Annotated in this window: 24 protein-coding genes; 9 read left to right on the top strand and 15 right to left on the bottom strand. The window is 38.0% G+C overall.

Translation table 11 applies throughout. The features are described from left to right. Nucleotides 1–59 precede the first annotated feature (59 nt). Complete coding sequence (locus PQ459_05060; protein WDF47850.1) at nt 60–2,771, top strand: TonB-dependent receptor; 2,712 nt, start codon at nt 60–62, stop codon at nt 2,769–2,771. A 117-nt stretch (nt 2,772–2,888) separates the two neighbouring features. Here the strand turns inward: PQ459_05060 and PQ459_05055 are convergent, their stop codons facing one another. Together PQ459_05055 and PQ459_05050 are read right to left on the bottom strand one after the other, a co-directional pair. Next, on the bottom strand, nt 2,889–3,857 hold the full coding sequence (locus tag PQ459_05055) for a glycosyltransferase family protein (GenBank protein WDF47849.1): 969 nt from the start codon (nt 3,855–3,857) through the stop codon (nt 2,889–2,891). A gap of 12 nt (nt 3,858–3,869) precedes the next feature. Further along, nucleotides 3,870–4,694 (bottom strand): UDP-2,3-diacylglucosamine diphosphatase, encoded by an 825-nt coding sequence (locus PQ459_05050; protein WDF47848.1) that lies wholly within the window; start codon nt 4,692–4,694, stop codon nt 3,870–3,872. A gap of 342 nt (nt 4,695–5,036) precedes the next feature. Here PQ459_05050 and PQ459_05045 point away from each other — a divergent pair, with 342 nt between their 5' ends. The 5 genes from PQ459_05045 to PQ459_05025 all read left to right on the top strand — a co-directional run bounded on the left by PQ459_05045 (nt 5,037) and on the right by PQ459_05025 (nt 10,212). Further along, nucleotides 5,037–6,272, top strand: a complete 1,236-nt coding sequence (locus PQ459_05045; protein ID WDF47847.1) for a cation:dicarboxylase symporter family transporter — start codon at nt 5,037–5,039, stop codon at nt 6,270–6,272. 520 nt (nt 6,273–6,792) lie between these two features. Next, the gene (locus PQ459_05040) at nt 6,793–8,244 is read left to right on the top strand and encodes a serine hydrolase (protein WDF47846.1); all 1,452 of its coding nucleotides are present in this window, start codon (nt 6,793–6,795) and stop codon (nt 8,242–8,244) included. Nucleotides 8,245–8,372: 128 nt separating this feature from the next. Next, nucleotides 8,373–8,771, top strand: a complete 399-nt coding sequence (locus tag PQ459_05035) for a hypothetical protein (GenBank protein ID WDF47845.1) — start codon at nt 8,373–8,375, stop codon at nt 8,769–8,771. A 13-nt stretch (nt 8,772–8,784) separates the two neighbouring features. After that, entirely contained in the window at nt 8,785–9,891 is a 1,107-nt protein-coding gene (locus tag PQ459_05030; protein WDF47844.1) for an Mrp/NBP35 family ATP-binding protein, read from the top strand. A 69-nt stretch (nt 9,892–9,960) separates the two neighbouring features. Beyond that, nucleotides 9,961–10,212 carry a NifU family protein gene (locus tag PQ459_05025; protein WDF47843.1) on the top strand — a complete coding sequence of 84 codons (252 nt, stop codon included), beginning with the start codon at nt 9,961–9,963 and terminating at the stop codon, nt 10,210–10,212. A gap of 38 nt (nt 10,213–10,250) precedes the next feature. Here the strand turns inward: PQ459_05025 and PQ459_05020 are convergent, their stop codons facing one another. After that, nucleotides 10,251–10,589 carry a DUF1232 domain-containing protein gene (locus PQ459_05020; protein WDF47842.1) on the bottom strand — a complete coding sequence of 113 codons (339 nt, stop codon included), beginning with the start codon at nt 10,587–10,589 and terminating at the stop codon, nt 10,251–10,253. Between the two features lie 102 nt (nt 10,590–10,691). After that, a complete protein-coding gene (locus PQ459_05015) occupies nt 10,692–11,708 on the bottom strand; it encodes an NAD(P)-binding domain-containing protein (GenBank protein ID WDF47841.1) in 1,017 nt (338 codons plus the stop codon). Between the two features lie 209 nt (nt 11,709–11,917). On the opposite strand from PQ459_05015, the gene PQ459_05010 reads away from it, so the two are divergent. Further along, a complete protein-coding gene (locus PQ459_05010; GenBank protein ID WDF47840.1) occupies nt 11,918–12,805 on the top strand; it encodes a M23 family metallopeptidase in 888 nt (295 codons plus the stop codon). 82 nt (nt 12,806–12,887) lie between these two features. Next, nucleotides 12,888–13,409 (top strand): DUF4269 domain-containing protein, encoded by a 522-nt coding sequence (locus PQ459_05005; protein ID WDF47839.1) that lies wholly within the window; start codon nt 12,888–12,890, stop codon nt 13,407–13,409. Between the two features lie 49 nt (nt 13,410–13,458). Here PQ459_05005 and PQ459_05000 read toward each other — a convergent pair whose 3' ends face one another. The 7 genes from PQ459_05000 to PQ459_04970 form a co-directional block, all read right to left on the bottom strand. Further along, nucleotides 13,459–14,793 carry a trigger factor gene (locus PQ459_05000; protein ID WDF47838.1) on the bottom strand — a complete coding sequence of 445 codons (1,335 nt, stop codon included), beginning with the start codon at nt 14,791–14,793 and terminating at the stop codon, nt 13,459–13,461. 157 nt (nt 14,794–14,950) lie between these two features. Further along, on the bottom strand, nt 14,951–15,511 hold the full coding sequence (locus PQ459_04995) for a hypothetical protein (protein ID WDF47837.1): 561 nt from the start codon (nt 15,509–15,511) through the stop codon (nt 14,951–14,953). Nucleotides 15,512–15,538: 27 nt separating this feature from the next. Further along, a complete protein-coding gene (locus tag PQ459_04990) occupies nt 15,539–17,920 on the bottom strand; it encodes a TonB-dependent receptor (protein ID WDF47836.1) in 2,382 nt (793 codons plus the stop codon). Nucleotides 17,921–18,350: 430 nt separating this feature from the next. Next, nucleotides 18,351–18,710, bottom strand: coding sequence for a hypothetical protein (locus PQ459_04985; GenBank protein WDF47835.1), 360 nt, complete (start codon nt 18,708–18,710; stop codon nt 18,351–18,353). 50 nt (nt 18,711–18,760) lie between these two features. Continuing rightward, nucleotides 18,761–19,789, bottom strand: coding sequence for a nucleoid-associated protein (locus tag PQ459_04980; protein ID WDF47834.1), 1,029 nt, complete (start codon nt 19,787–19,789; stop codon nt 18,761–18,763). A gap of 54 nt (nt 19,790–19,843) precedes the next feature. Continuing rightward, a complete protein-coding gene (locus PQ459_04975) occupies nt 19,844–20,512 on the bottom strand; it encodes a LuxR C-terminal-related transcriptional regulator (protein ID WDF47833.1) in 669 nt (222 codons plus the stop codon). A gap of 222 nt (nt 20,513–20,734) precedes the next feature. After that, nucleotides 20,735–21,214, bottom strand: coding sequence for a cupin domain-containing protein (locus PQ459_04970; GenBank protein WDF47832.1), 480 nt, complete (start codon nt 21,212–21,214; stop codon nt 20,735–20,737). Between the two features lie 159 nt (nt 21,215–21,373). On the opposite strand from PQ459_04970, the gene PQ459_04965 reads away from it, so the two are divergent. Beyond that, nucleotides 21,374–21,643, top strand: a complete 270-nt coding sequence (locus PQ459_04965; GenBank protein ID WDF47831.1) for a hypothetical protein — start codon at nt 21,374–21,376, stop codon at nt 21,641–21,643. A 29-nt stretch (nt 21,644–21,672) separates the two neighbouring features. On the opposite strand, the gene PQ459_04960 is transcribed toward PQ459_04965, so the two are convergent. From PQ459_04960 to PQ459_04945, 4 genes are all read right to left on the bottom strand, one after another. Then, on the bottom strand, nt 21,673–22,176 hold the full coding sequence (locus PQ459_04960; protein WDF47830.1) for an SgcJ/EcaC family oxidoreductase: 504 nt from the start codon (nt 22,174–22,176) through the stop codon (nt 21,673–21,675). Nucleotides 22,177–22,270: 94 nt separating this feature from the next. Then, nucleotides 22,271–22,786 (bottom strand): thioredoxin family protein, encoded by a 516-nt coding sequence (locus PQ459_04955; protein WDF47829.1) that lies wholly within the window; start codon nt 22,784–22,786, stop codon nt 22,271–22,273. Nucleotides 22,787–22,891: 105 nt separating this feature from the next. Then, nucleotides 22,892–24,781 (bottom strand): molecular chaperone DnaK, encoded by a 1,890-nt coding sequence (gene dnaK / locus PQ459_04950; GenBank protein ID WDF47828.1) that lies wholly within the window; start codon nt 24,779–24,781, stop codon nt 22,892–22,894. Nucleotides 24,782–24,927: 146 nt separating this feature from the next. Continuing rightward, complete coding sequence (locus tag PQ459_04945) at nt 24,928–26,154, bottom strand: M43 family zinc metalloprotease (protein ID WDF47827.1); 1,227 nt, start codon at nt 26,152–26,154, stop codon at nt 24,928–24,930. Nucleotides 26,155–26,288 lie beyond the last annotated feature (134 nt).

The raw sequence follows: 26,288 nt of genomic DNA, 5'->3' as shown, positions 1-26,288 counted from the left end.
AATTGGCATTTAACATTGGTCTAATTTCCAATCTAACTTCTAACCATTAAAAACTATTGATGAAAAAATTCCTTTTCCTTTTGATTCTGATTTGCCTGAGACTTAGCGCACAAACTTACAACGTAAGCGGAAAAGTGACCGACGGTAATAATGCGCCATTGGAAAACGCAACGGTTTCACTCATCAAAGAAAAAGATTCTTCCATCATCAATTTTACAGGAACGAATAAAAACGGGAATTTCAGCTTTAAAGTTCCAACTCAAAATGAGCCTTCCTTTTTACAAATCACGGGCGATAAACTCAAAACATATTCTAAAAAATTCGAGGTCATTAATAAAGATGAAGAACTTGGTAACATCAAATTAGCAAAAGATTTGGTAACCAGTATAGAAGAAGTTCAAATCACAGTTTCGCCTGTCAAAATCAAAAAAGATACGGTTGAATACACGGCTTCCTATCTCAAAGTAAAACCTGACGCAAAAATCGATGAATTACTAAAAGAAATTCCTGGCGTAGAAACTGATGAAGACGGAAAAATTACGATTAATGGCAAACCTGTCAACAAAATTCTTATCAACGGAAAACCATTTTTTAATAAGGACGGAACGATTGCTTTGCAGACTTTCCCCGCAGACATCATCAAGAAAATCCAATTCACAACGTCGAAAACAAGAGAAGAGGAATTCACCGGAAGAACGCCGAAATCTGACAGTATGACGGTCAACTTCAACATCGATGAAAAAAATAACAAGGGAAATCTCAGTAATCTAAGTCTGGGTTACGGCAGCAACAAACGTTATGAAGGCAATCTTTTTATGACGAGATTCCAGAAAGACAGAAATATTGCCTTGATTGCGGCTTCCAATAATATCAACACAACAGGTTTTTCTGTCGATAGTTTTTTTGACAATGGTGGTACCAGAAGCAAAAACTCAGCGGTCAATGGTCGCGCCGTCAACAGCGGAATTATGCGAACTTCGATTATCGGAATCAATTACGCGGACAAAATCGGTGACAATCTCGATTTGGAAAAACTAAGTCTGCAGTACAACGACAGCAATCTGGAAACCTATTCCAAAACTTCGAGAACGACTTTTCTGCCGGATTATAAATTAGATAAAAACTCGGAGCGGAACGGAAATTCTGACACGCGGAAATTCAATGCGAATACGGACGCCAATATCAAAATCGATTCTTTGACCAATGTTACGATTTCTGCCAATTTTGCGAATACTTCGGTTGATAATGTCAGCGACAGCAATACTTTTACACTTCGAGACGACGAAAATCTAAACAGCAGCAAAAGTTCTGTGAGAGGAAATTCTGAGAACAACAACTTTAGTCCGACGATTGGTTTGACGAGGCGATTCAAAAATGAAAGACGCTCGATTTCGGCTTCCATCAATAATACGTTTGCGCAAAGTGTGAACCGGAATTACAATCTTCAGGAAACTTTATTTTTCCAAACGCCGGAAGATAATGATTACCGAAATCAGTTTGCTGAGACCAAAAATTCCAGAAATACGTTCGGAGCCAACTTCAAATATTTTGAACCGATTTCCGATTCGGCGACGGTTTCTTTGGAAATGAATTTTGACCATCAGAATTTGAGCAATGAAAGAATCGTGAATGATTTTGACAAGAATTCAAATGAATATTCAAATTACAATTCGCTGTTATCAAACACTTTAAATCAAAATAATGATTTCCTGAATACTGAAATCAATTATAACCTCAACAAAGAAAAACTGACGTTCCGCGCTGGTGCGAACCTTAATTATTCCAAACTTGACCTTAATTCCATTTACAATCAGGAAAATATTCCGCTCAAAAAGAATTTTGTGCTGCCAGAATATAGTTTGATGTTTCAGTACAAATTCACGAAAAGCAAGAGTCTGAGAATTACGAACAACGCCAATTACACGATTCCATCGGCAATAGAACTAAATCCTTTCATCGATATTTCAAATCCGCTAATCACGATTCAGGGAAATAAAGATTTGAAAAGTACCTGGCAAAACTTGACGAACATTAATTATAATTCTAATGATGTGGCGAGAGGAATTAACTTTTTTGCCACGATGAATTTCAGTTACATCAATAATGATATTGTGGATTTTTCTTACTTTGATGAGTCTGGAAAACAGTTCAGCACTTACGCAAACATCAGCGGGAACAAGCGTGCGAACTTCAATACGTCGTTTTCCAAAAGTTACAAATGGAACGGAAACCGTTTGAGAATTGCGCCGACCTTCTCAACAAGTTACAGCTACAGAAAAGGTTTTGTGGACGCGACACAATTCACGAATGATATTTACACGCTCTATCCAAGACTGAATTTGACGCTCAATTGGAAAGATATTATGGACGTTCGCTCGTCCTTCGGAATCAATTATTCTTACTCGCATTACACCAATTATAGTCTGGACAAAACGAAAATTGCGAACCAAACGGTCAACATCGGAACGACCAATTACTTCCTGAAGAAAGACCTTTTCTGGGAAAATGATTTCCGATATGCGAACAATTCCAACATTTCGGCAGGTTTCAACCGAGCGTCATATTTCTGGAATTCGAGTTTGACTTATCAGTTTTACAAAAAGCAGATGATGCTGAAATTCAAAGTTTACGATTTGCTGAATCAGCGTCAAAATATCACGAGAACGATTGGCGATAATTATGTTGAAGATAAGGAAGAATTGATTTTGCGCCGTTATTTTATGTTGACTTTGATTTTTAAATTTAATAAGATTGGCGGAAGTAAGAGTTAATAAGGTGATTGAATTTAAACACAATATTTTCATTCCGTAGGAAACCTAGCGAAGTGGTTCGACGTAGTCAATCTCGACAGCCAAATCTAGATTCCTACGGAATGACAAACGTAGTGGCTAATACAAAACCTCCTTCGTCAAAATACTTTCGATATTATCTGGATAATCGACCTCAATCAGGTTTTCAGAATTAATCCAATTTCTGATTTTTGTGGAGTCCAACTTGGTCGCATTTGCAACGCCCATTTTGTCCAGCGCAAAGGCGTTACATTCCTGCTCGTATTGATTTTCGATGGGAATCACGAATAGTTTTTTGTTCATAAACAAAGCCTCAGCTGGCGTTTCGAAACCAGCGTTACAAAGAATTCCTTCGCAAGATTCGAACAATTCCAGATATTTTTTTTCATCAATCGGAAAAATTTCCACATTGTTGAACTTCTGATTTTGCTTGGTATATTTTGAGAAAACTTTCCATTGAACATCAATTCTCGTTAGGAAATTAGTAATCACTTCATCCGAAAAACTGGGAAGATAAACGAGATAATGACCTTGATTGTTTGGATTCAGATTTCGGATTTTTTGTCTTATGACCGGCTTTTTGATATGCGAATTGTAATTCTCGAAATGAAAACCGATTTTCTTTTTGCAAGGCACATAATTATTGAGAATCAAACTTCCCAACCAATCTCTTTTCTCAGGTTTCGGTGTTTCTTTAAAAGTCAAAGAAGCCTGATGACTGAGTTCTACAATTGGCAGATTTTTCAATTTCGCCGCCCAACCTGTCAAAGGCTCAAAATCATTGATAATCAAATCGTAAGCTGACAAATCTAAATCTTTAATGACCTTCGCCGCTTTGCAGAAATTGTTTTCCAGAAACGTTTTTTTGTAGGACAAACCGCCTGTTTTGTTATAAAGCAAAGAAACCCCTTTGAAACGGAAATCAATATCAAAATCAGACTTCAGTTGCGTCTGATGTCCGCTTATCAAAGTGTCTACCAGCGCGTGTTTTTTGAGGATTGGAATGATTTCTTGAGCTCGTGCGAGATGTCCGTTTCCTGTGCCTTGGAAGGCATATAATACTTTCATTGATTTGTGTTTTTATATCATTTGAGTCACGATTTTCATCAGTTCCTCACTATTTATTTCTTTTAATTCTTCAGGTTCTTCGTCCAGCAAAGTATGTTTTTCATCTTCATAGACAAAGAGTTTCCATTCGCCATTTTGATATTCCAAAGCGGAGAGATTTTCTACCCAATCGCCGGAATTGAGATAAGTGCATTTTCCTTTTTTGCCAATCACTTCTCGGATTTGAGGTTGGTGAATATGTCCGCAAATCACGTAATCGAAGTTATTTTCAATCGCCAATTCCGAAGCAGTAAGTTCAAAATCGCCGATATATTTCACGGCTTTTTTGACATTATTCTTTATCTTTTTTGAGAATGAATATTTCTCTTTTCCCATTTTTTCCAGAAACCAATTCACGAGATTGTTGAACGCAATCAGCAAATCATAACCTTGTCCGCCCAATTTCGCAATCCATTTCGAATGCTGAACCGACGCATCAAAAACATCGCCGTGAAAAATCCACGCTTTCTTGTCGCCAAGTTTCAAAACGTGTTTGTTGCACAACTTCAATTTTCCCAATTCAAAATCTGTGAAGTTTCGGAACGCTTCATCGTGATTGCCTGTGATGTATAAAACTTCCGATTCCTTGGTTGCAAATGAGATTAATTTCTTGACCACTTTCAAATGAGATTTCGGGAAATATGATTTCTTGAACTGCCAAATATCAATGATGTCGCCATTCAGAATCAAATTTTTCGGACGGATGGAATTGAGATAGCGCAACAATTCCTTCGCCTTGCAACCGTAAGTTCCAAGATGCACATCAGAAATAATGACAATTTCGACATCTCTTTTCATTCGTAGATTAATGCGATTTTATTAAGAATCAGATTTATACAAAGAACGATTTCTAATTTGAACTGTGCGTGAATCGTATTTTATATTTGATGATGCGAAACAGATGAATTTCCTGATTGTCTTAATATTAATTTAAAAAATAAGTGGATATTCTCTCAAAAATATTAGTTTTGTTCAGTTACAATTTACATTGAGTCTTGCGGTGCTGAGATTTGAACACAAATCGCACAAGGATTTTTTGAAATTGAAACTGCTTTAGGGTCACAAAGTCGCTTCGCTTCAAAGAGATTTAAATCGCCGTGAACTTTGTGCTCAAAATATTTAAAAATTATATAAAAAATTATGAAAGGTCAGAATAAACTGTTTATCGCAATTATCATCGGATTGGTTTTGGGCGTTATTTTAGGAGGAATTGTCCACACCAGTTACCCCGAATCGAAAGAGGAATTCGCTAAGAATATCAAGTTGCTGGGAACGGTTTTTATTCGATTGATTCAGATGATTATTGCGCCGTTGGTTTTTTCGACCTTGGTTGTGGGAATCGCAAAAATGGGCGACATCAAAATGGTTGGACGGGTTGGGACGAAGGCGATGCTTTGGTTTATCACGGCGTCTTTGGTTTCCTTGTCGATTGGTTTGGTTTTGGTGAATTGGCTGGAGCCTGGCCACGTGACGCAACTCCCAATTCAGGATGTTTCGTCCGCTTCTGACATTGTGAGCAACAGCAAAGGATTTTCTATGGAAGACTTTGTGACGCACATCATTCCGAAAAGTTTGTTCGAAGCGTTTGCGACCAATGAAGTTCTTCAAATCGTGGTATTTTCCGTAATGTTTGGGATTGCGCTTTCTGCGATGGGTGAAGAATATACGAAACCTGTTATCAAAGGTCTGGACGTGATTGCCCACGCTATTTTGAAAATGGTAGGCTACATTATGTGGGTGGCGCCGTTAGGTGTTTTCGGAGCGATTTCTGCGGTAGTGGCGACGAATGGTTTTGAGATTTTCAAAGTTTACGCCATCTATTTGAGAGATTTCTTTTTTGCGCTCGGCATTCTTTGGCTGGTGCTTTTATTAGTCGGATATATGATTCTCGGCAACAGACTTTTCGAATTGTTGAGAAGAATCAAAGAACCTTTGTTGATTGCATTTTCCACCACAAGTTCCGAAGCCGTTTTCCCGAAATTGGTAGAAGAGTTAGAGAGATTTGGTTGCAACAGCAGAATTGTTTCGTTCATTTTGCCATTGGGATATTCCTTCAATCTGGACGGAAGTATGATGTATATGACCTTTGCCTCGATTTTCATTGCACAGATTTACGGTATCGATATGCCACTTGGACAACAAATCATAATGCTTTTGGTTTTGATGTTGACGAGTAAAGGAATTGCCGGCGTTCCAAGAGCGAGTCTGGTAATCATCGTCGCTGCGTGTGGAATGTTTGATATTCCGGTGGAAGGAATCGCGTTGATTTTACCAATCGACCACTTCTGCGATATGGGAAGAAGTATGACGAATGTTTTGGGTAATGCGTTGGCGACGTCTGCTGTTAGTAAGTGGGAAGGGCAGTTGGAGAGTTAATGACACCAACTTCACATAGAAACAAATTTTCACTTTTGTCAAGTTTATTAAGCTTGATAGTTCTAATTTGTATAGTCATTATCAATTATAATATTTTAGACAATTACAATAATTCTGACGGCAAAACAAAAGCTTTTTATGACGCTGTAGTTTTTAGCAAATTTTCATTTAAATATTATCTGCTTATTTTTTCAATCGTCTCATTGATTTTAATTCGAGTAGGTTTTAGGAATAATGAAAAGATTTTAAGCTTGCGACTTTCAATCATTTTAGTAATCATTTCAACTGTATCTATATTTTTCAGCTTTGGAAGTTATTCATTTAGGTAATGAAGAAACACTTCGACTCCGCTCAGTGTGACATCTTTAATATTAACTGGTTTATTCAGCATTGTCAGTCTGAGCGGAGTCGAAGACTTTCTATAAATAACAGTTTAGATTCTTTCAGAATGACAAAATTGTGTTTAAACGATGTAACAAATCAAAGCTCAGAATTGTCTTATGTCGTAAACCGATAACCAATGAAACAAGCCTTCTTAATCCTATTCTTTTTAAATCTTTCATTTTTAGGATTTTGCCAAAATGCAGAGCAAACAAAATCAATCGACAATTACCTGACCGAAGTGATGAAAACTTACGAGATTCCAGGTTTGGCAGTTGGTGTTGTGAAGAATGATAAAATTATTTTTCAAAAATATTATGGGAGAGAAAACTTGGAGTCTGATAAAAAAGTGGATTCGAATTCGCTTTTCAGGGTTTATTCTACAACGAAACTGATTACGAATGTTGCTGTTTTCCGATTGATTGAAAAAGGACAACTTTCGCTTGAAGATAAAATTTCGAAGTATGTTGACCATCTTCCGAAAGAATGGCAAGATGTGAAAGTCAAGAATCTGTTGTCGCATTCATCTGGAATTCCGGATTTTGCCCGATATGAGGATATTTCTTCCGATGCTTCCAACGCTGAAGTTTTTGCAAGATTGGCAAAGGAAAAAATGGAATTTGAAACTGGAAATCAATTCAGTTACAACCAGACGAATTATATGCTTTTGGCAATGATTATCGAAAAGATAAGCGGACAAAAGTTTGAAGATTATGTCTTGAAAAATCAATTTTCTGATGCCAAAAACAAAGTGATATTCTCCTCCAATTCTCTCGAGGAAATCCCGAATCGCGTTCAAAAATATGTTTTTAACGACTCGCTAAAACAGTACAAAAAATCGACTCACGTTGGCGGTTTGAGGTCACATCCTGGCAACGGATTGGCGATTTCGCTTCCTGATTTTCTGCAATGGAGCATTCATCTGGATAAAAACAAATTCCTGAAGAACGAGACTAAAAAGCTGATGTGGCAACCGTTTGATTACACCAACAAGCAAGATGTTTTTGCACACGGCTGGGAAATTACCAAAACTGGCGACGTTACTTCTTATGGTTTTTCTGGTGGGAATGTGAGTGCTTACAGTCTATTTCCGGAGAATGATTTGTCTATTATCTTTATGTCAAATGGTTACAAATACAATTCTTTTCCTCCGTTATATTTTATCGTTAATCATATTGCGGGATTGATTGATAAACAATTAGCTAATCCGTATTGGTCAAGAGAAGAATCCGTTTCTTCAGATATCATAAAAAAGCCTGATGTCAAAAAGGAAATCTATGGTTATCGAATTGAGAATGACAAAGTGATTTTTACTTACAAAATTCCTAAGGATTTAAACGCCAAAGCGATAACGAAGATGGCTGTTGCTGGTTCATTCAATGATTGGAATCCTGGGAATACGGTTTATCAAATGGTTTTAAAGGACAACAATACATTTGAGTTGGCGTTGCCGAAATCTCAATTCGAGAAAGGGAAAACGTATGAGTTCCGATTTGTGATGAACAAAAACGGCTGGCTCTCTACGCCTTACAGCGCACTCAATACCAATGGGAATGCGAATGATAATAATTTGACTTTGAAGGTTGATTAAACATTTCGCCCCTTCAGGGCTTTTTAATCGTGTTGTCTAATTCACATCGGGCTTCACCCGATGCTATTAATATTGAGCCACTTCGTGGCTCTCTAAATTAAATCTATCAAAAGGTTATCCGTAACAAAATGTTTATCCGGAGAAAACCTAACGAAGTGGTTCGACGAAGTCAACCTAAACTGTTGAGATTCTTCCAGAATTACAAAATTATATTTTCATTGACAAAATGTGATTCGAAGACAAAATCCCTAGCCCTGATTGCAGTGGAAATCCCACAGCACGCGATGGAAAAAGTAAGGCGCGAGGAATTGCAACGGAAAGCAGGTTCCCGGCTACTGATGAGTTGGAGTGTGGGAGAGTTTGAGAGTTTGAGAGTTGATGAGTTTTTACGTTACGCTTATCTCTCGAACACTAAAACACTCCTACTCTCCGACCCAACTCGCCTGCCAAAAATCATCAACATAGACAAAATCACAAATCGTATTGATTCTAAATTAATTTTAAAATCCGTAAATTTGCAGGATTAAGAATCAAATTTTTATGCTGACGAAATCAAAGGTTCAGGATTTCCTGAAAGAGATAGAAGTGGAAGACCTGGTAAGTAATTTTCAGGTGATGGGAGACGATATTTATATTGATATGACGGCCCATTCTCCGGCAATGCACGAGAAAAAGAAACTGGAAGTGGCTATGAAGCAGGCTTTTGCTTCGGAATTTGGAGAGCACGTGAATCTTAAATTGAAAATCACGTCTCCGGAATTGCCTGCAACGCCGGTGACCAACGAAATCAAAGGAAAGCAAATCGCTGGAATTCAAAATATAATCGCAATTGCTTCCGGAAAAGGTGGCGTTGGAAAATCTACGGTTGCGGCGAACCTTGCGGTGACGTTGGCAAAAATGGGTTTCAAAGTTGGACTGCTGGATGCGGATATCTACGGGCCATCTGTCCCGACAATGCTTGATACGGAAGGGCAAAAACCAATCTCTGTGGAAGTAAATGGCAGAAACCTGATGAAACCAATTGAGAATTACGGCGTGAAAATGCTATCAATCGGTTATTTCTCAGGAGCTAATCAAGCGGTTGTATGGAGAGGACCAATGGCTTCGAAAGCGTTGAATCAAATGATTCGTGATGCGGATTGGGGCGAATTGGATTTCTTGTTGATTGACCTTCCTCCGGGAACTGGCGACATTCATCTATCTATCATTCAGGAAGTTCCGGTGACTGGCGCGGTGATTGTGAGTACGCCTCAACACGTTGCTTTGGCAGATGTAAGAAAGGGAATCGCGATGTTCAATATGGAAAGTATCAACATTCCGGTTTTGGGATTGATAGAAAATATGGCTTATTTCACGCCAGAGGAATTACCTGAGAATAAATATTATATCTTTGGCAAACAAGGTGCTCAGTTTATGGCCGAGGATTTGGGAATTCCGGTTTTGGGAGAGATTCCATTGATTCAGAGCATTAGAGAAGCGGGTGATGTTGGAAGACCGGCGGCGCTTCAGGAAAACTCAAAGATTTCTGAGATTTACATCAAGACTGCTCAGAATATGGTAGAAAGTCTTGTTGAGAGAAACAAAAATCTACCTGCAACCGAAGCTGTGAAAATTACAACGATGGCTGGTTGTTCTCCGAAAAAGTAATTAGCTTTTGGCGATTGGCTTTTTGCTAATGGCTTAAATCGGGGTAATTTAAAAAGGAAAATATATAAAATGGATAATAATACAAATCAAATTCAGGAAGAACTGGTAACCAAGGTGATGGATGCTTTGGAAAGCATTCGTCCGTTTTTGCAGAAAGACGGTGGCGATATTGAATTGGTTGACGTTCAGGAGAAGAAAGTGTTCGTAAAACTATTGGGAAGCTGTTCCAGCTGTGGTATCAGCAGTTCTACGATGAAGCTGGGTGTGGAAAGTACCATCAAGCAACACGCTCCGGAGATTGAAGAAGTCATCAGCGTTTAAAAATAAAAATCCCGATTCAGTTTTGAATCGGGATTTTTTTATTCTACTATTTCAGCGTCCTGAATTTCGCGGTTGCCTTTTCTGAGTTGGCTTTCCCAAAGCAGGAATTTGTCCACTTCTTTCATCAGCATTGGAATGGCCAAAGCCAAGATTGCCAAATCATCCAAAGCCCCTACAACAGGTACGAAATCCGGAATGATATCGATTGGTGATATAACATAGATTAATGCCAATGCGGGAATCAGGACATCGGTGAATTTCATTTTGTATTCGCCTCTGTACCATAATTTGAACATCCGAATCACAGAAGGAATCTTTTGGAGAAATCCTTTGTGTTTGATGGCCTCTTGAGCTAATTTTAATTTTGAATATTTCATTATTGTTTTTTGTGTTTGTTACTTTAACGGAGCAATATTTACAAATTCTATTCCAATCAATCCATAGAAAATTGTAATGTTTTGTTAATTAAATCATTAATACTAAGTCAGTTTCTCTGTGAGTTTTGCAAATTGTTTCTCCGCATTTTTTCCTTCGTAAAGAATATCATAAACGGCATTGATAATCGGCAGTTTCAGCTTCTTCTCCTCGCAAATGGAGTAAATCCCTTTCGTTGCATAATAACCTTCCGCAACCATACTCATCGACTGGATGGCAGATTTTACCGTATAACCTTTACCAATCAAGTTTCCAAGGTTTCTGTTTCTTGAGAATAATGAATAAGCAGTCACAATTAAATCGCCTAAATACGCGCTCTCATTCACATCTCTTTTCTCAGGATAAATAGACTCCAGGAAAATTTCCATTTCACGAATGGCGTTGGAAACATAGACGGCGATGAAGTTGTCTCCATAGCCCAAACCGCTTGCAATCCCAGCTCCTATCGCATAAATATTTTTCAGAATCGCAGAATATTCGTTTCCGAGAATATCACAACTTGTATTGACCTTAATATAATAAGAGGACAAAACGCTTTTCAGAACATCAGCATCATCTTGTCCTGCCACAGCAACCGTCAAATAAGACAATCGCTCCATCGCGACTTCCTCCGCGTGACAAGGTCCAGCAATCACCGCCTGATTTTTGAATCCGATTTTGAATTGGTCTTTTAGATAATGCGCAACAATGTCATTATGTTTCGGAACAATCCCTTTGATGGCAGAACAGAATAATTTGTCCTGATAATCGCAAGTCAGTTTTTCCATCGATTCTGCTAGATAGATGGAAGGAACTGCCAAAATAATCACATCACAATTGGAAACCAACTCGTTGATATCTGTGGTAATTTGAAGTTTTTTTAAGTTGAAGGAAACCGTTGTCAGGTAAGTTGGATTGTGTCCGCGCTGTTCTATGGCACCTTTCACGAATTCGTTTCGGACGCACCAGTTAACGGTTTTACAGTTTTCTGCAAGCATTTTTACAATGGCCGTCGCAAAACTTCCGCTTCCCAAAACGCCCACACGTACATTTTTAGATGATTTAGTCGATTTCTTAGTCATTCTTGATCTGCATTTTCATTTGTAAATATCTATAACTTTCCAAGATTACAAATCTAATGTAATTTGTGAATTTACCTAAATCTAAATTCCATTTTACAATATTTTAAGAATAATTAACTTTTATTAATCTAATTTACATTCATAATACCGATTAACATTGATAAAAATAAAATTTTCTTACTTTTGCAGTCCATTTTAAAAATAAATTAATGGTCCAATTTCTTAAATCGAAAAAGAAAAAAAACATAGTTCTCATCCTGCTATTGATTGCTTGCTTTGTTCAGGCTTTGATCATCGCCAAATTATACAATGGTGCCGATGACAAAGTTTACGAAGTCAACCTTGTGAAGATCAATAATGAGAAGGACAGCATCGATCACCTTCAACTGAAAACAGATCTTGCAGTTGTAGACCAAAGCATCAGGAGCATCGATGGATTCTTGAAATCAAAAAACGTCTCAGACCTCAGAATTGAAAAACTAGCGCAGGACAGTCTTCAAAACGAGGTTTATCTGGCAAAAGTTAGTAACCGATACAGCCAATATCTGATCGACCTGGAACAAAAGTTACAACAAGTTCCATTGGGAATCCCGACCGACGGCTACATCTCTTCTAACTTTGGAATCAGAAAAAATCCAATTCCGCCGAAAGTTGACCCTTCAAAAACAGAAAACACATCCAATATTTCCGAAGAAAAAGACAGCCTTGGAAATGTCATCAAAAGACAAGCGATTGTAAAAGAAGATAAAAACGCATCCAGCAACGCACCAGCTGAAAAAGACCAAATGCAGTTTCACAAAGGTCTGGACGTTGCGGTAGCTTACGGAAGTCCTGTAAAAGGCGCTGCATCTGGGAAAGTGATCTTCGCTGGCGTGAAAGGCGGTTATGGCAACTGTGTCATCATCGAACACGGCAATGGTTTGGCAACGCTTTACGGGCATCTCTCGGAGATATTAGTCGAAACCAATGATAGAGTAAAAGTTGGACAGATCATCGCAAAATCTGGCAATACCGGACGCTCAACGGGACCTCATCTTCATTATGAAGTTCATAAAAACAATCAGCCGATCAATCCGAGGTTGTTTTTGAATTTTTAATTTAATATGTCTTCGAGAGCCTCAGACTGACAGCTTGGGAAGTTTCGAGAGCCTCAGACTGACAAAATAAAAATTAGCATCAATGGACTTTCTAACTTTGGACTATTTGAAAATAGGGTCTGATATCCAGAAAAGAATATTTCAGGTTTTAGAAAACCATCAAATCTTTCAAAAACTTAAAACTTACAATCCTATTCTTGCGGGAACTTTTCCGATTGGAATCAATATCGATGGAAGTGACCTTGATATCATTTTGGAAACTAGTGATTTTGACACTTTAAAGACATTATTGACCATTGAATTTCAGAACCAAGAGCAATTCAGCATTAATTTGATTGAAATCAATGAAATAGAATCTCTGATCTGCAAATTCCAACTGGAAGAATTTCCTGTGGAGCTATTTGCCCAAAACCAACCGACTCATCTTCAAAATTCTTATTTGCATATGAAGAAGGAGTTTGACATTTTGGAAAAAGAAGGTCACGAATTTCGAAGGAAAATCATTGAACTAAAAGGACTTGGTTTGAAAACCGAACCTGCATTCGCCAAATTGTTAGGGTTAAGCGGAGATCCTTACGTCGAACTTTTGAATTATAGAAAATAAAAAACGCTCCAAATATTTGGAGCGTTTTTCAATATATTTTCGAGGAAAATTATTTCTTCAATTCTTCAAGAAACTCGTCGTGAGAGATCACAGTTTCTGTTTTCTTAGATTTTTCCAAGATCACATCTTTCAATTTTGCCATAGCAACTTCAGAAGAGATCTGTCTTACTTGGTTTTCGTCTTTCAACATTTCTGCTGCATATCTCTGAACCTCATCGTCACCCAAGTGGTGGATTCCGTAGATTGCCAATTGGTTTCTTACCAACTGCTCAGCTTGTCCTAGAACCTCAGCATAATCCAACTGGATATCATTATCGTTCATCAATTTTCCTTCTAGGATCTGACCTTTGATAATGTTTTTCTCGTTTTCAAGGATTTCTTTTGCCTGCTCCTCAGAAGTGATGTTTTGGTTAGAGAACAACAACCATTTGATCAAGAATGCCTCAGGTAATTTGATCTCTTCTTTCTCATTAACTTGCTGAAGGATCTTATTTACGAAATGAACATCAGCATTTTGCTGGAAGTATTCGTCCAATTCAGTTTTCACTCTTGCTTTCAATTCTTCTTCAGTCGTGATCACGTCTTTACCATAAACTTTGTCGAACAATTCTTGGTCAAGTTCTGCCAAATTCAATCCGTAGATATCTTTTACAGTTACTTCTACCTCGTTGTGGTGAAGGTGTTCTGCTTCTTCTTTAGAAAAACCTAGTTGTTTTGCCAATTCTTCTTTAGAAGCAAGATCTTCTTTAGAAACTTTTACAGATTCGTCTTTTTTCAATTTTTTCACCAAATCGTAAGCTTCTTTCTGATCTTTAGAAATCGTTACGTTTTTTGGAGCGTGGTTGTGCTCGCCTTCTGCACCTTCTTCTACAACTTGAGAAACTTCTAAAGCGACGTAAGAATCCTTTCCGATTTTTTCTTCCGGAACTCTCTCTGCAAAACGCTTTTGCATATTTTCTACACTTGTAGAGATTTCTTTGTCAGAAGCTTCTACTTTGTAATGAGGCGCTTCATATTTAGCAAGATCAACAGAGAATTCCGGCTCGTATCCAACTTCGAAAGCTACAGATAAAGATTCTGCATTGTGATCGAAATCGTTTACTGGTTGAGGAACTGGCTGACCTACCAATCTAAGTTTGTTCTCACTTACATAACCGTTCAACGCTTCAGAAACCTGTTTGTTGATCTCTTCGAAAGCGATGCCAGCTTCATATTGTTTTTTAACCATGCTCAATGGCACTTTCCCTTTTCTGAATCCAGGAACTTGTGCATTCTTTGCATAGTTTAGTAGTTGCTTTTCAACTTTTTCTTTATAATCAGATTTTTCCAATGTTACCGTAAGCAATGCACTTACATCGTCATGGTTTGTAGCTGTAACGTTCATTAATTGAAATTTTTAGGTTGCAAAAGTAGTCAAATTATAAGGAACTTCAAAATTAAATACACGCACGGTTTTTATAAAAAATCATAAAGTTTCATTAAAAAATAAAGATGCCTTAAAAAAGACATCTTTATTTTCAATATTAATATGAAATATTGGATTAATGTGCATCCACTGTAATATCAACATCTGTTTCTCCACCAGTTGTTTGCCCTAACTGATTAGTTGCCGATGGATAGTTTTGATTAACAGTCGCTGGACCGTGAATTAATTTGATATTCATTTTTCCAGTAGATTGTGCAGAATTAACCGTCCACTCTGTTCTCAGACCCAATCTTTGTCCGTCTGTTCTAACAATGTCGTTCGCAGATCTCAAAACAACAATGTCTGCATTGGCTGGTGCAAAAGTGATGAAATGATGATCTTTCTCTTCCTCGATTTCTTCAGAAGAATGGTAATGATCGTCGTGCTTGATCTGGAAATCCAAAACCGCGGAATAAGTATCGCCAGCATGCAAATGCAAATGTCCGTCTGCCACGCCAGAAATCACGTTCACAGTTTGAACATCCGAAGCATTATTTTTGTTGGTCAAAGTCAAAACCACTTTCCCGATCTCGTCGTGCTCGTGCACATCTTCCGGAACTGCGTCGTCGTCGTTTCTACAAGAGAAGATAAAAAGTGAGACTAAAAGGACTAATGTAATATTGATGAATTTTTTCATTTTGATTTAAATTTTAAGTTGTTGTAATTAAAAATTGTATTTGAGAGTCACCACGAAATTTCTTCCTGGTTCGAACATATAATATCTGAGTCTGTTCAAATATTCTCTGTACTCTGTGTTAAAAATGTTGTTGATCCTGAAATTAAAATTCAGATTTTTGAATAAGTCTGCTCCAACAGAAGCGTGAAATAATGTAAACGAAGCCGGCGTAGAACTGAAATCGACAATCTCATTTCTTTCAACACCGTCTTTGATGAAAGTCACCGGAAGATTTCTGATTGGAAAACGATTTTGTTTGAAGGTATTTTCGTTCTCAAGACTGACGTAGAAATTTTTGGGTTTGTAAAGATTAAGTTCAATTGAATTTCGAAGTTTTGCTGGCATCATCAAAATCAAAGGTTCATTATTCGAAAGATCGTCACCTCTCAAAATACTGAATCCCGATTTCCATTTCAAATTATGCAAAATCGAAAGTTCCGCATCTGCATCCACACCATAGATTCTCGCTTTGATCTGCTGATAGGTCCAAACCGGAAAAACACCTCGATTTGTATTCAGAACACTTGTTGGAATCTGGTTGACGAAATTATCAGACATCATCACATAAGGATTTGCCTCGATATGAAGGCCTTTCAACACATCGAAATGACCTGCCAAGGAAAGATTCACATTATAAACCGTTTCTTTTTTGATATTAAGGTTTCCCTCTTCCATCACAGCTGCTGAGTGGTGCAATCCGTCAGAAAACAATTCCGCCGCATTTGGCGTTCTGTCTGCTCTGGAGAGATTTAACTTCACTTCAAAATTCTGAATTGGTTTATAATCCAACCCGACATTCGCTGAGAAATTATGATAATCCAGAATTGGTCTTGTCAAAATCCTACTTCCAGATTCATTCACAAAAAACTCTGGAAAAATGTCTGCGTAATTGGCATTCCATTTATCCGAATCATAATATTTATAAGCGTCATATCTGCTGAAGTCATATCGAACCGCCGCTTCTGCATTCAACTTCGAATTGAATCGATATTTGAAAACCGAAAACGCGCCCGCATCATATCGATAATAATCAGGAATCAAACGTCTCGCTTTGGTTGCTGGATTTGGAAAATTATCTTGGAAAGTTCCTGAGATTCCGCTTTCTAAACTCCAATCCGAACGCTCGATCAAATGTACCAAACTGGCAGAATGGGTGATCAACCTCAAATCCATTGATGGAATATTGCTCAACTCGCCTCGTCTGATATCGTACTCTTTTCTGCGGTTCAATTGAAAACTGTATTGAAAAGTCAGTTTACCAAAATCCGCAAAACGTCTGTACGCCGAAAGTTTTGCAATGTGATGCGCGACTTCCTGTTTTGGATTATCAATATCATACGTGAAATTGTCAAGATAAAAAGGCTGTCCAAAGTTGACCGCATTGTAAAAATCCTCCGGACTCGCCAAATGCGCACCTCTGTAAATTCCAAATTCCTGATTGATGCCACTGTACGACACATCAAAACCTTGCAAAAAACTATGTTTTCCAAAAGAAAAATTGAAGGAATTGAATTCCATTCCCGTATTCTGCAACGTGTGATGAGGGATGTACTGGTCGCCGGTTTTCTTATAACTTCCGCCAGCTTTTACAAACCATTGGTTTTCCCAAACTTTCGCGACGTTCGCACCAAGCTCGCCTCCTCTACCGTTGGAAATGCCAGAAAGTCGTACACTTCCCATCACTGTATCTTTCTTTGGTAAAATGGCTGGTTCTAGGACGACGACACCGCCGACGCCTTCGTTCCCATACTTCAAAGCGGAAGCGCCTTTCACCAAGTCAACGTGTTCGAAATCGTTGACATCCACATTTGGTGCGTGTTCTACGCCCCATTCCTGCTCGGCCATTTTCACGCCGTTGTTCAAGATAGAGATTCGGCTACCATATAAACCACGGATGACGGGTTTTGAAATATTATTCCCTGTTTTTAAAGCTGTTACGCCGGCAATTCGAGAAAGAAGATTTCCAAGATTTTCTGTGGAATTTCTCTCGAGTTCCGTTTTGTCGAGCGTTCTCATAATCACAGAACCTTTGGTCTTGTGGTCGACGTGGATGGTCACGGTTTCAATCTCATCGATGTGATGTTCCAGCGTGATCGCCAAATGCACATCTCTGTCGACTTTTACATTTTCAGTATAATCATCGCAGAGAGGATGCTTTGCAACGAGCTGATATGAACCTGCGGGAATGTCTCGAAAAGAAAATTTTCCTTTTTTATCTGTTTTCGCCGTGAATGCTCCGATTTTGACAATGGCATTTTCCAGCATTGTCTTGTCGTGAAAATCCTGAACCGTCCCTTCTACGGAATGGCTCTGCGCAGATACCAATGCTAGCCCGAAAAAGACCAACATCAGATTTATAATGTTTTTCATTTTAAATTGATAAAGTAAAAAGTACGGTGTACCTATTGAAAATTTTGAATTAATCAGGGACTGTCTTTGGAACAGCGAATTGCTCGCAACCCGGCTTGAGCGGAAATCCTTTTTGCATTGGGAAAAGCCTAGGTAAAAAGATTGACTTCGTCGAACCACTTCGTTAGGTTTGGGAGCGGAAGACGGAATAGTTGCCATAAAAAAACATTACATACCGGAGCTTCGCACCTCAATGTTCTGGTTGATTATGTTCTATCAGCATTCAAGAATAACCGATTGCCAAGGCTCTGCCTCTTTACAACCTTTTGGTTTTCAAATACATTTAGAATTCTACCAATTGTTCGAGACGCTGTCTCTCGTTGAAAAACTTGTTTAATTAATTCAAGAAAAATCTCTCAAAAATCCTGATGAATATTGAGAAAAATGAAAATTATGAAATGGCGGGTGGACCGCGAAGTTGAAAAGTGAATTTGGTCGCTGACCATATTTTTTCCTGTACAGAAAAAGTTTGTTGTGTGTCGTGTGTATGGTTTTCGAAATGGAAAGAAAACTGCTCCGGAACCAAAGAATTGCCCGTTGCCAAGAAATGACAGGCCAGACAATCGCCGGATTGACCTTTTGAAATGTCGGATGAAAAAGTTTTCTCTGCCTTTTTGAAACCAGAATCTCTGAAGAAAGATTCGCCTTCGTGGCTATGCAATTGGGAAGAAAACAAAGCCACAAAAAGATATATCCCGGCAAAAAATACCGAAATGAACTTCTTGAAAGTTTTACTTCTCCTGTTCAACATAGCCACAAAGGTAGAACTTTTTGGTATTTTAATTATTATGTTAAATAAAATTATTTTTCCTCTTCAAAATACAATCTGTAATATTTCCCTTTGTCGTCTTGTCCGGTTTCCAATTTGTCGCGGTCGCCGTGGATGTAGATGTGGAAATTTTTATCGAGCTTGATGATGGATTTGAAATGTCTTTGCTGCTTCTTAACCGCCTGATTGTTAATTGGAAAATCTTCTGAAATCGAAATTTGCATATCGTTCTCATAATCGGATTTGAAGTTGGAAAAACTTTCTATCACTGTGTCATCCTGCAACACTTCCTTCACAAAATCATCATATTTGAACTCTTCTTTTTCTTTGAAGAAATTGATGGACTTATTCAAAAAATCCGCTTGGTCTGCTTTCGAAACCTCAAATTCCTCAGGCAATTTCTGCGTGATGAAATCTTTGTAAACGGACAAAGTTTCCTGCGTGTGGAAGTACTCGTTGTCGCGCTGTTTCACTTTCAAGAAATCTTCGAACCAATAGTAGATGTCACCGTTTTTGTTGTTGTCTATGACGGACAGAACGTAGCCACTTTCTTTTTCGCTGTTATAAATCAAAGCCGCTTTATCGATTTTTGACAGGCTGATTCCGAAGTCTCTTTCGATTTCAAAAGATTCGTCCTGAGGATTGATTTTCAGGAAACCTTCTCTTTTTTCAGTCTTGAAAATTCCGATAGAATCTGTCTTTTCACTTTTTCCATCTGCGGATTCGAAAACTTCGCCTTCAAAATAAACCACAAACAACTCGCCCGCCTGAACTCTCGGATTTTCCGCTGCTTCGTAAAGATGTTTGGCAATGTTTTCAGATTCCCACTGGAATTTCGCTTTGTCTTCGAAAATCTCTGACACAGAACTATAAACCGGATTATTAACCAAGTATGAATCGCTATAAAACTGGAACTGTTCTTCAGATTTGAAAGCATTGATGAAGTAATTCCCCAGCAATTCTGTCATATCCTCATCCAGCTGAAGCTCCTGCTGAGAAAGCGTTAAAGATTCTCCATTGATTTTATTCCCGACTCTGTGAACTGTGATTTTTGAAAACATTTTTTATCTTTTGAGTTTGCAAAGATATTCATTGTAATAATTCTGCACTCTATTTTATTCCAAATAATCTTTGTACAAAATCATTAATTCCTGACTGCTGTTGATTTCCAATTTTCTGTAGATATTCCTGATATGCACCTTGGTCGTTTCCAAAGAAATGAACAGCTGGTTGGCGATCTCGTTTTGCTTTTTGCCTTTGCAGATCAACAGAATAATTTCCAGCTCTCTCTTTGTCAGATTATTTTGGGTATTCTCTCGCTTTGTGTCTTCCTTTTTTTTGAGCAACGACAATGCAAAAGCTGGCTTCTCATCAATAAAAATACTTTTGGTGACACCCAGGAACTGCTCAAACTTGCCTACATTATTTTTCAGTTTGTACTCCAGCATCAGGTAGCCTTCTCCACCTTTTTTGAAATGGACCACAGAATCCAAAAGTGTATGATAGGAAGAAGGATGTATGGTGGTGAAATAGTAAAAATAATCGATATCCTGAAACGTATTCTTCTCAAAACCGTAGTAGTTTTTCATCTTATCATTGATGAAAATCGGTTTTAATTTCTGCAGGTCGTGAAGCGTGATGTACCAATCAAATCCATTGAAGAAGCTGGTAGAAGTAGGATTGATGAAGTTATCCATTTCCAAAATATGGCACATTTCGATCTGATTGAAAACAGCATCGATCGATTGCACAAGATCAGCAAATTTGAGTTGGTAATTTTTCATTGGTCATAAGTAGTTTCAGCCATTAAATTACTAATAATATTCTGACTTTCACAAAAAAAATACCCCAAAAGAGGTATTGATTTTCAAGATAAATGCTTCTATCTTCGATTTAAATAATTGACCACTTGAAAAAGACACACTTAGTCAAAAGATAATTTAAAAAAACCATTGAAAACTCACTACAAAAATCCCCGAGCTTTCTGTTCGGGGATTTTCTTGTCGTTATTTGATTGCATACTCTTCCTCACTCACAGGTTCAAACCACTGCGACGGATTTTTCTCGTGGTCGATGCTTACTGCGATGTGCGTCATCGCTTGGTCTGCAGTTCCGCCGTGCCAGTGTTTTACGTTCTTTCCGATTTTGATGACATCGCCTTTTTTGATGACTTGGACAGGTTTCCCTTCTTCCTGATGATAACCTACGCCCTCGGTCACCAAAAGCGTTTGTCCGCCAGGATGATTGTGCCAATTAGTGCGACCTTTCGGCTCGAAAGTGACGTTGCTGACGCGAGTTCCTTCATCACTTAAAATCGCTTGATAGACATTGCCTACAAATTTGTCATTCGGAACTTTGTCGCCTTTTTCGAAAATCATTTCTGACTTTTCAGAATTTGCAATCTCAGAACTTTCGACTTTGCTTTCCTGACAAGAACATATTAAAACTCCTATTAATCCTAAAATTAATGCGTTTGCTTTCTTCATTTTTTAATTGATTTGATTTGGTCTCACTGCAATTTAAGGATTTTGATTTAAAGTTAAAATCTTGGAATTGCTTCGAAAGAAATAATTATCTTCGCTATGAAAAGCTTTGAAACTATGATTTTCCATCTCTCAAAATATTGTGCCTTCTTTTTTTTATTAATGACATCGACGCTTGTAAATGCTCAAACCATCGAAGAAGAAGTTGCCAAAAAATCCTGCGAATGCATCCAGATGAAAGTTTCAAATTACGGACAAATCTCAAAAGCGGAAACTCAAAAATGTGTCTCCAAAAGTGGCGATGAAGTTCTGAAATCAAAAGACCCACAAGAAGTGAAAAGGCTCACGAAAAATATGGAAGAAGTTGTAGAGCGGCTGAAAATCATCTATAAAATGGTGGAAAAATGCTTACCAAAAACCGATTCTAATTAAAAATCCCAAACCTAAGTTCGGGATTTACTTTATTTTTTAGAAGGATTATTATTCGCTGCTCTCGCATCAACCACTGTATTTTGTCCGGAAGCGATGAGCCATTTCCCGTTCTGTTTGACAAAAACCAACGTTAAAATATCGTCGCTCGCGGGCATCTTGTTGTTTCCGTGGTCAATGCCGTCTGGTGGGAAGAACTCGCCCACGCTGGAAATCAAAGTTGCAACAGCCACATCTTTTGTCAGAAATCTGGTTTTCAAACTTTTCTGCTTGAACGGAACACCCTTGAAAAATGCGCCAAAATTTCCCTGATGTGCGGCCTTCACTTCCGCTCTGCCTTTCCACCACATTCCTACGATATTCACCCATTCCACATCGTCTGTCATATAGGAATCCATATTTTTGAACTCGTGCGTGTTCCAGTCGGAAACCATTTGGGTAATTTGCGCTTGAATTGCTTTTTCATCGGTTTGAGAAAAACCAAGAACGCTTGTCATTAACAATATAAAACTGAATATTACTTTGGAATTTTTCATTTTAAATCTTATTAACTGATTATTAAAACAAAGCTAATCAATTTATTAGGACATTGTTAAATAAAAATCCCCAAGTCAGCGCTCGGGAATTTCATTAATTTTTTTTGACGAAAACCTGTTGTATGGTTTGGAGTTCGGTTTTATTTAATTTAGAAGTTTTCTCCAGTTTTACAAGAAATGAAGCAACTTCTTCCGGACTTGCAGGCGAACCGATATTTTCTCCTTTTGCATCGAAGGAATCGGCTAAGACTTCACCTTTCGGACTTAGCATCAACCAAAATGGAAGACCTGCTGTTTCGCCTTTGTATTTATTCATTAATTCTTGGCCGCCGGGATTTTCCAGACTTTTCTTTTCGCCACGTTCCTGAACATCGAGATAAGCGGTCACATAATTTTTATCGAAAAGCGGTTTTGTCATTGGCAATTCCATATTCTTCTCCATCAGTTTGCACCAGCCACACCACGATGCGTGAAATATTAAAAGCACATTTTTGTTCTCCGCTTTTGCCTGAGTCAAAGCTTTGTCTAAAACAACATCTGCCTTCTCCTGAGCAAATCCAAATTGCACTAACAATAATGCTGCGACTAAAATTATTTTTGAAAATTTCATTGATGATTTGTTTAATTATCAAACTAAATTAGGGATTATTCCTTTCACAAAAAAATCCCCAAGCTTTCACTCGGGGATTCTATAATATTGTTTGACTTTAAAGTCTTACTTCACTTCTTCGAAATCTGCATCCTGAACATCTTCTGCTCCGCTTGCATTTCCTTGACCTTGTTGAGCACCTGCATCAGCACCTTGACCTTGTGCATACATCTCTTCAGATGCCGCCATCCAAGCTGCGTCTAAAGCTTCGGTTTTAGCTTTCACATCATCACCGTTTTTAGCTTCGAAAGCGGTTTTCAATTCTGCGTGAGCAGTTTCGATGGCTGCTTTTTTGTCAGCAGACAATTTATCACCGAATTCTTTCAATTGCTTTTCAGTTTGGAAGATCAATCCGTCCGCTTTGTTGAAAACTTCAACCTCTTCTTTTCTCTTCGCATCTGCTGCAGAGTTTTCCTGAGCTTCTTTTTTCATTCTTTCGATTTCCTCGTCAGAAAGTCCAGAAGATGCCTGGATTTTGATAGATTGCTCTTTTCCAGTTCCTTTATCTTTAGCAGAAACGCTCAAGATACCATTTGCATCGATATCGAAAGTCACTTCGATCTGAGGAACACCTCTTTGTGCTGGTGGAATATCTGTCAAATCAAATCTACCAATCTCTTTGTTATCGTTGAACATTGGTCTTTCACCTTGTCCAACTCTGATGCTTACAGCTGGCTGGTTGTCAGAAGCTGTAGAGAATACTTCAGATTTTTTAGTTGGGATAGTAGTGTTAGCTTCAATTAATTTAGTGAAAACAGACCCCATAGTTTCGATACCTAAAGAAAGTGGTGTAACGTCTAACAAAAGAACGTCTGTCACATCTCCAGTCAAAACGCCACCTTGGATAGCTGCACCAATTGCTACAACCTCATCTGGATTAACACCTTTTGATGGTTTTTTACCGAAGAATTTCTCAACTTCTTCCTGGATGATCGGGATTCTTGTAGAACCACCTACCAAGATCACTTCGTCGATATCTGAGATAGAAAGACCTGCATCAGAAAGCGCTTTTTTACAAGGCTCCATAGAACGTCTTACCAAATCAGCAGATAATTGCTCGAATTTAGCTTTAGTCAAAGTCTTCACCAAGTGTTTAGGACCTGTAGCCGTAGCTGTGATATATGGAAGGTTGATTTCAGTCTGAGGAGAAGAAGACAACTCGATTTTTGCTTTTTCAGCAGCTTCTTTCAATCTTTGTAATGCAATCGCATCACCTTTAAGATCTACACCTTCGTCAGATTTGAATTCATCTGCCATCCAGTTGATGATCACATCATCAAAGTCATCACCACCTAAGTGCGTGTCTCCATTTGTAGACAATACTTCGAAAACACCGTCTCCTAGATCAAGGATAGAAACGTCAAAAGTACCACCACCTAAATCGTAAACTGCAATTTTTTGATCTTTGTGAGATTTGTCCATTCCATAAGCCAAAGCTGCTGCTGTAGGCTCGTTGATGATTCTTTCTACTTTAAGTCCAGCGATTTCTCCTGCTTCTTTAGTAGCTTGTCTTTGAGCATCATTAAAGTAAGCCGGAACAGTGATTACCGCTCTTGTTACTTCTTGTCCAAGATAATCTTCAGCAGTTTTCTTCATTTTTTGAAGAATCATTGCAGAAATCTCTTGTGGTGTATATTCTCTGTCGTCTATTTTTACTTTTACCGTATCGTTTGGTCCGCTTACCACTGCGTAAGGTACTCTTGAGACTTCAGAAGCGTCATCTTTGAAATGTGTTCCGATGAATCTTTTGATAGAATATACAGTTTTTGTAGGGTTTGTCACCGCTTGTCTTTTTGCAGGATCTCCTACTTTTCTTTCACCATCTTCTATGAACGCTACGATAGAAGGCGTCGTTCTTTTTCCTTCTGCATTAGGGATAACTACAGCATCTTTACCTTCCATTACTGCAACGCAAGAGTTGGTTGTACCTAAGTCAATTCCGATTATTTTACTCATTTTTTTATATGTTATTTTTTGTTATTATTAATATTTACAATGACCAATTCTCAATATTTGTACCACGTCAAAAAAAGTGACAAATTGTCATTAACCAAAAAAACTCCGCCTTTCGACAGAGTTTTAGATTTCAATTTTGAATCAAATTATTTCTTAATAAACTTCAAAGATTTCACAAAACCACCTTCATTGTAAGTTCTCACATAGTAAGTTCCCAACGGAAGTTGTTTCACATCAATTTTGTCAGTTTCGTTTTTCACATTTGCTCTTTTGACTAATTTTCCATCAGCCGCAAAGATTTCAACTTCATTAATCTTAACCAATGGTGAAGCGATAGAAATATAATTAACCGCAGGATTTGGAAATAAATTAATAGAATTAGATTTTTCCACATCATCAACCGCTAGAAAAGAACACGCATTAGAATTCAATAAGCTAGCTCTTGGACCAGCCATTGTATTTTGGGTAATGGTTTTTTGGTTGTTTGTAAACATCGCCATTTTATTATCGTTTACATAATCCATATAATTCATAAACATTGAACCATTGGTAGTAGTGGTACAAGCGTATAGATTTGTTGGGAATGTAGGTGCTCCGTAATAAGGTTCTTTTGTAGCCGGCGTATCCGCACATCCATCATTACCTGCAGCAGTACCACAAGAGTTCTCCTCGTCTCCCCAGATGTGATTGAGTCCAAAATAATGCCCTATCTCGTGTGTTGCCGTTCTACCTTTATTATATGGAGACACTACCGTTCCGGTCGTTCCAAAATATTTGTAACCAATCGCAAGTCCATCATCTGTACCTCCAGCATTATCCGGAAGATAAGCCCATCCTAGATAGTCTGCGCTGATGTTGCCGACCCAGATGTTCAGATATTTTGTCGTATCCCAAGATGGCAATCCTGAAGATTTATAATAATTATCATCGAAATTAAAATTGCTGCTTACAGATTTTCTTTCAACTCCGGTTGTTGTGGAACCATCTGGTTTTTTGGTAGCCAGACAGAAAGCCAATTCCATATCCGCGGCAACACCCTGGAAAACAGACGGAACCACTGTACTGAAATCCGCATTGAGTTTTCTGAAATCGTCATTCAAGACTTTGATCTGGGAAGCGATCTGAGCATCTGAAATGTTCATCGCTGTTGTAGAATACAACACGTGAACAACAATAGGAATTGTGACAACACCTGCTTTTTTTGATTGTGTAAAATCATTGTGAATCAGGTAATCTTTCAAAGCTTCTCTGTTCGCTTGTGCCTGCGGATTTGCAGCAAAAAAAGCCGCCATTTTTTTCTCCGTTCCACAAGTTCTTTGTCCATAAGCGCTCAAGAAAAAAGCGCTTGACATCAATAGTAAAAATTTCTTCATTTTTTTATAATCAATTAAAAGGGCTGCAAATCTATATTATTTTTTAATATATTTTATAAATATTATTAATTTTCTAAAAATAAATTATCTAATCCTCAATAAAACCTTCTTCCCGATTGATTTAAAAATTAGTT

This window comes from Chryseobacterium sp. KACC 21268, from assembly GCA_028736075.1.
Lineage (GTDB): Bacteria > Bacteroidota > Bacteroidia > Flavobacteriales > Weeksellaceae > Epilithonimonas.
This window is presented reverse-complemented; position numbering and strand designations above follow the sequence as displayed.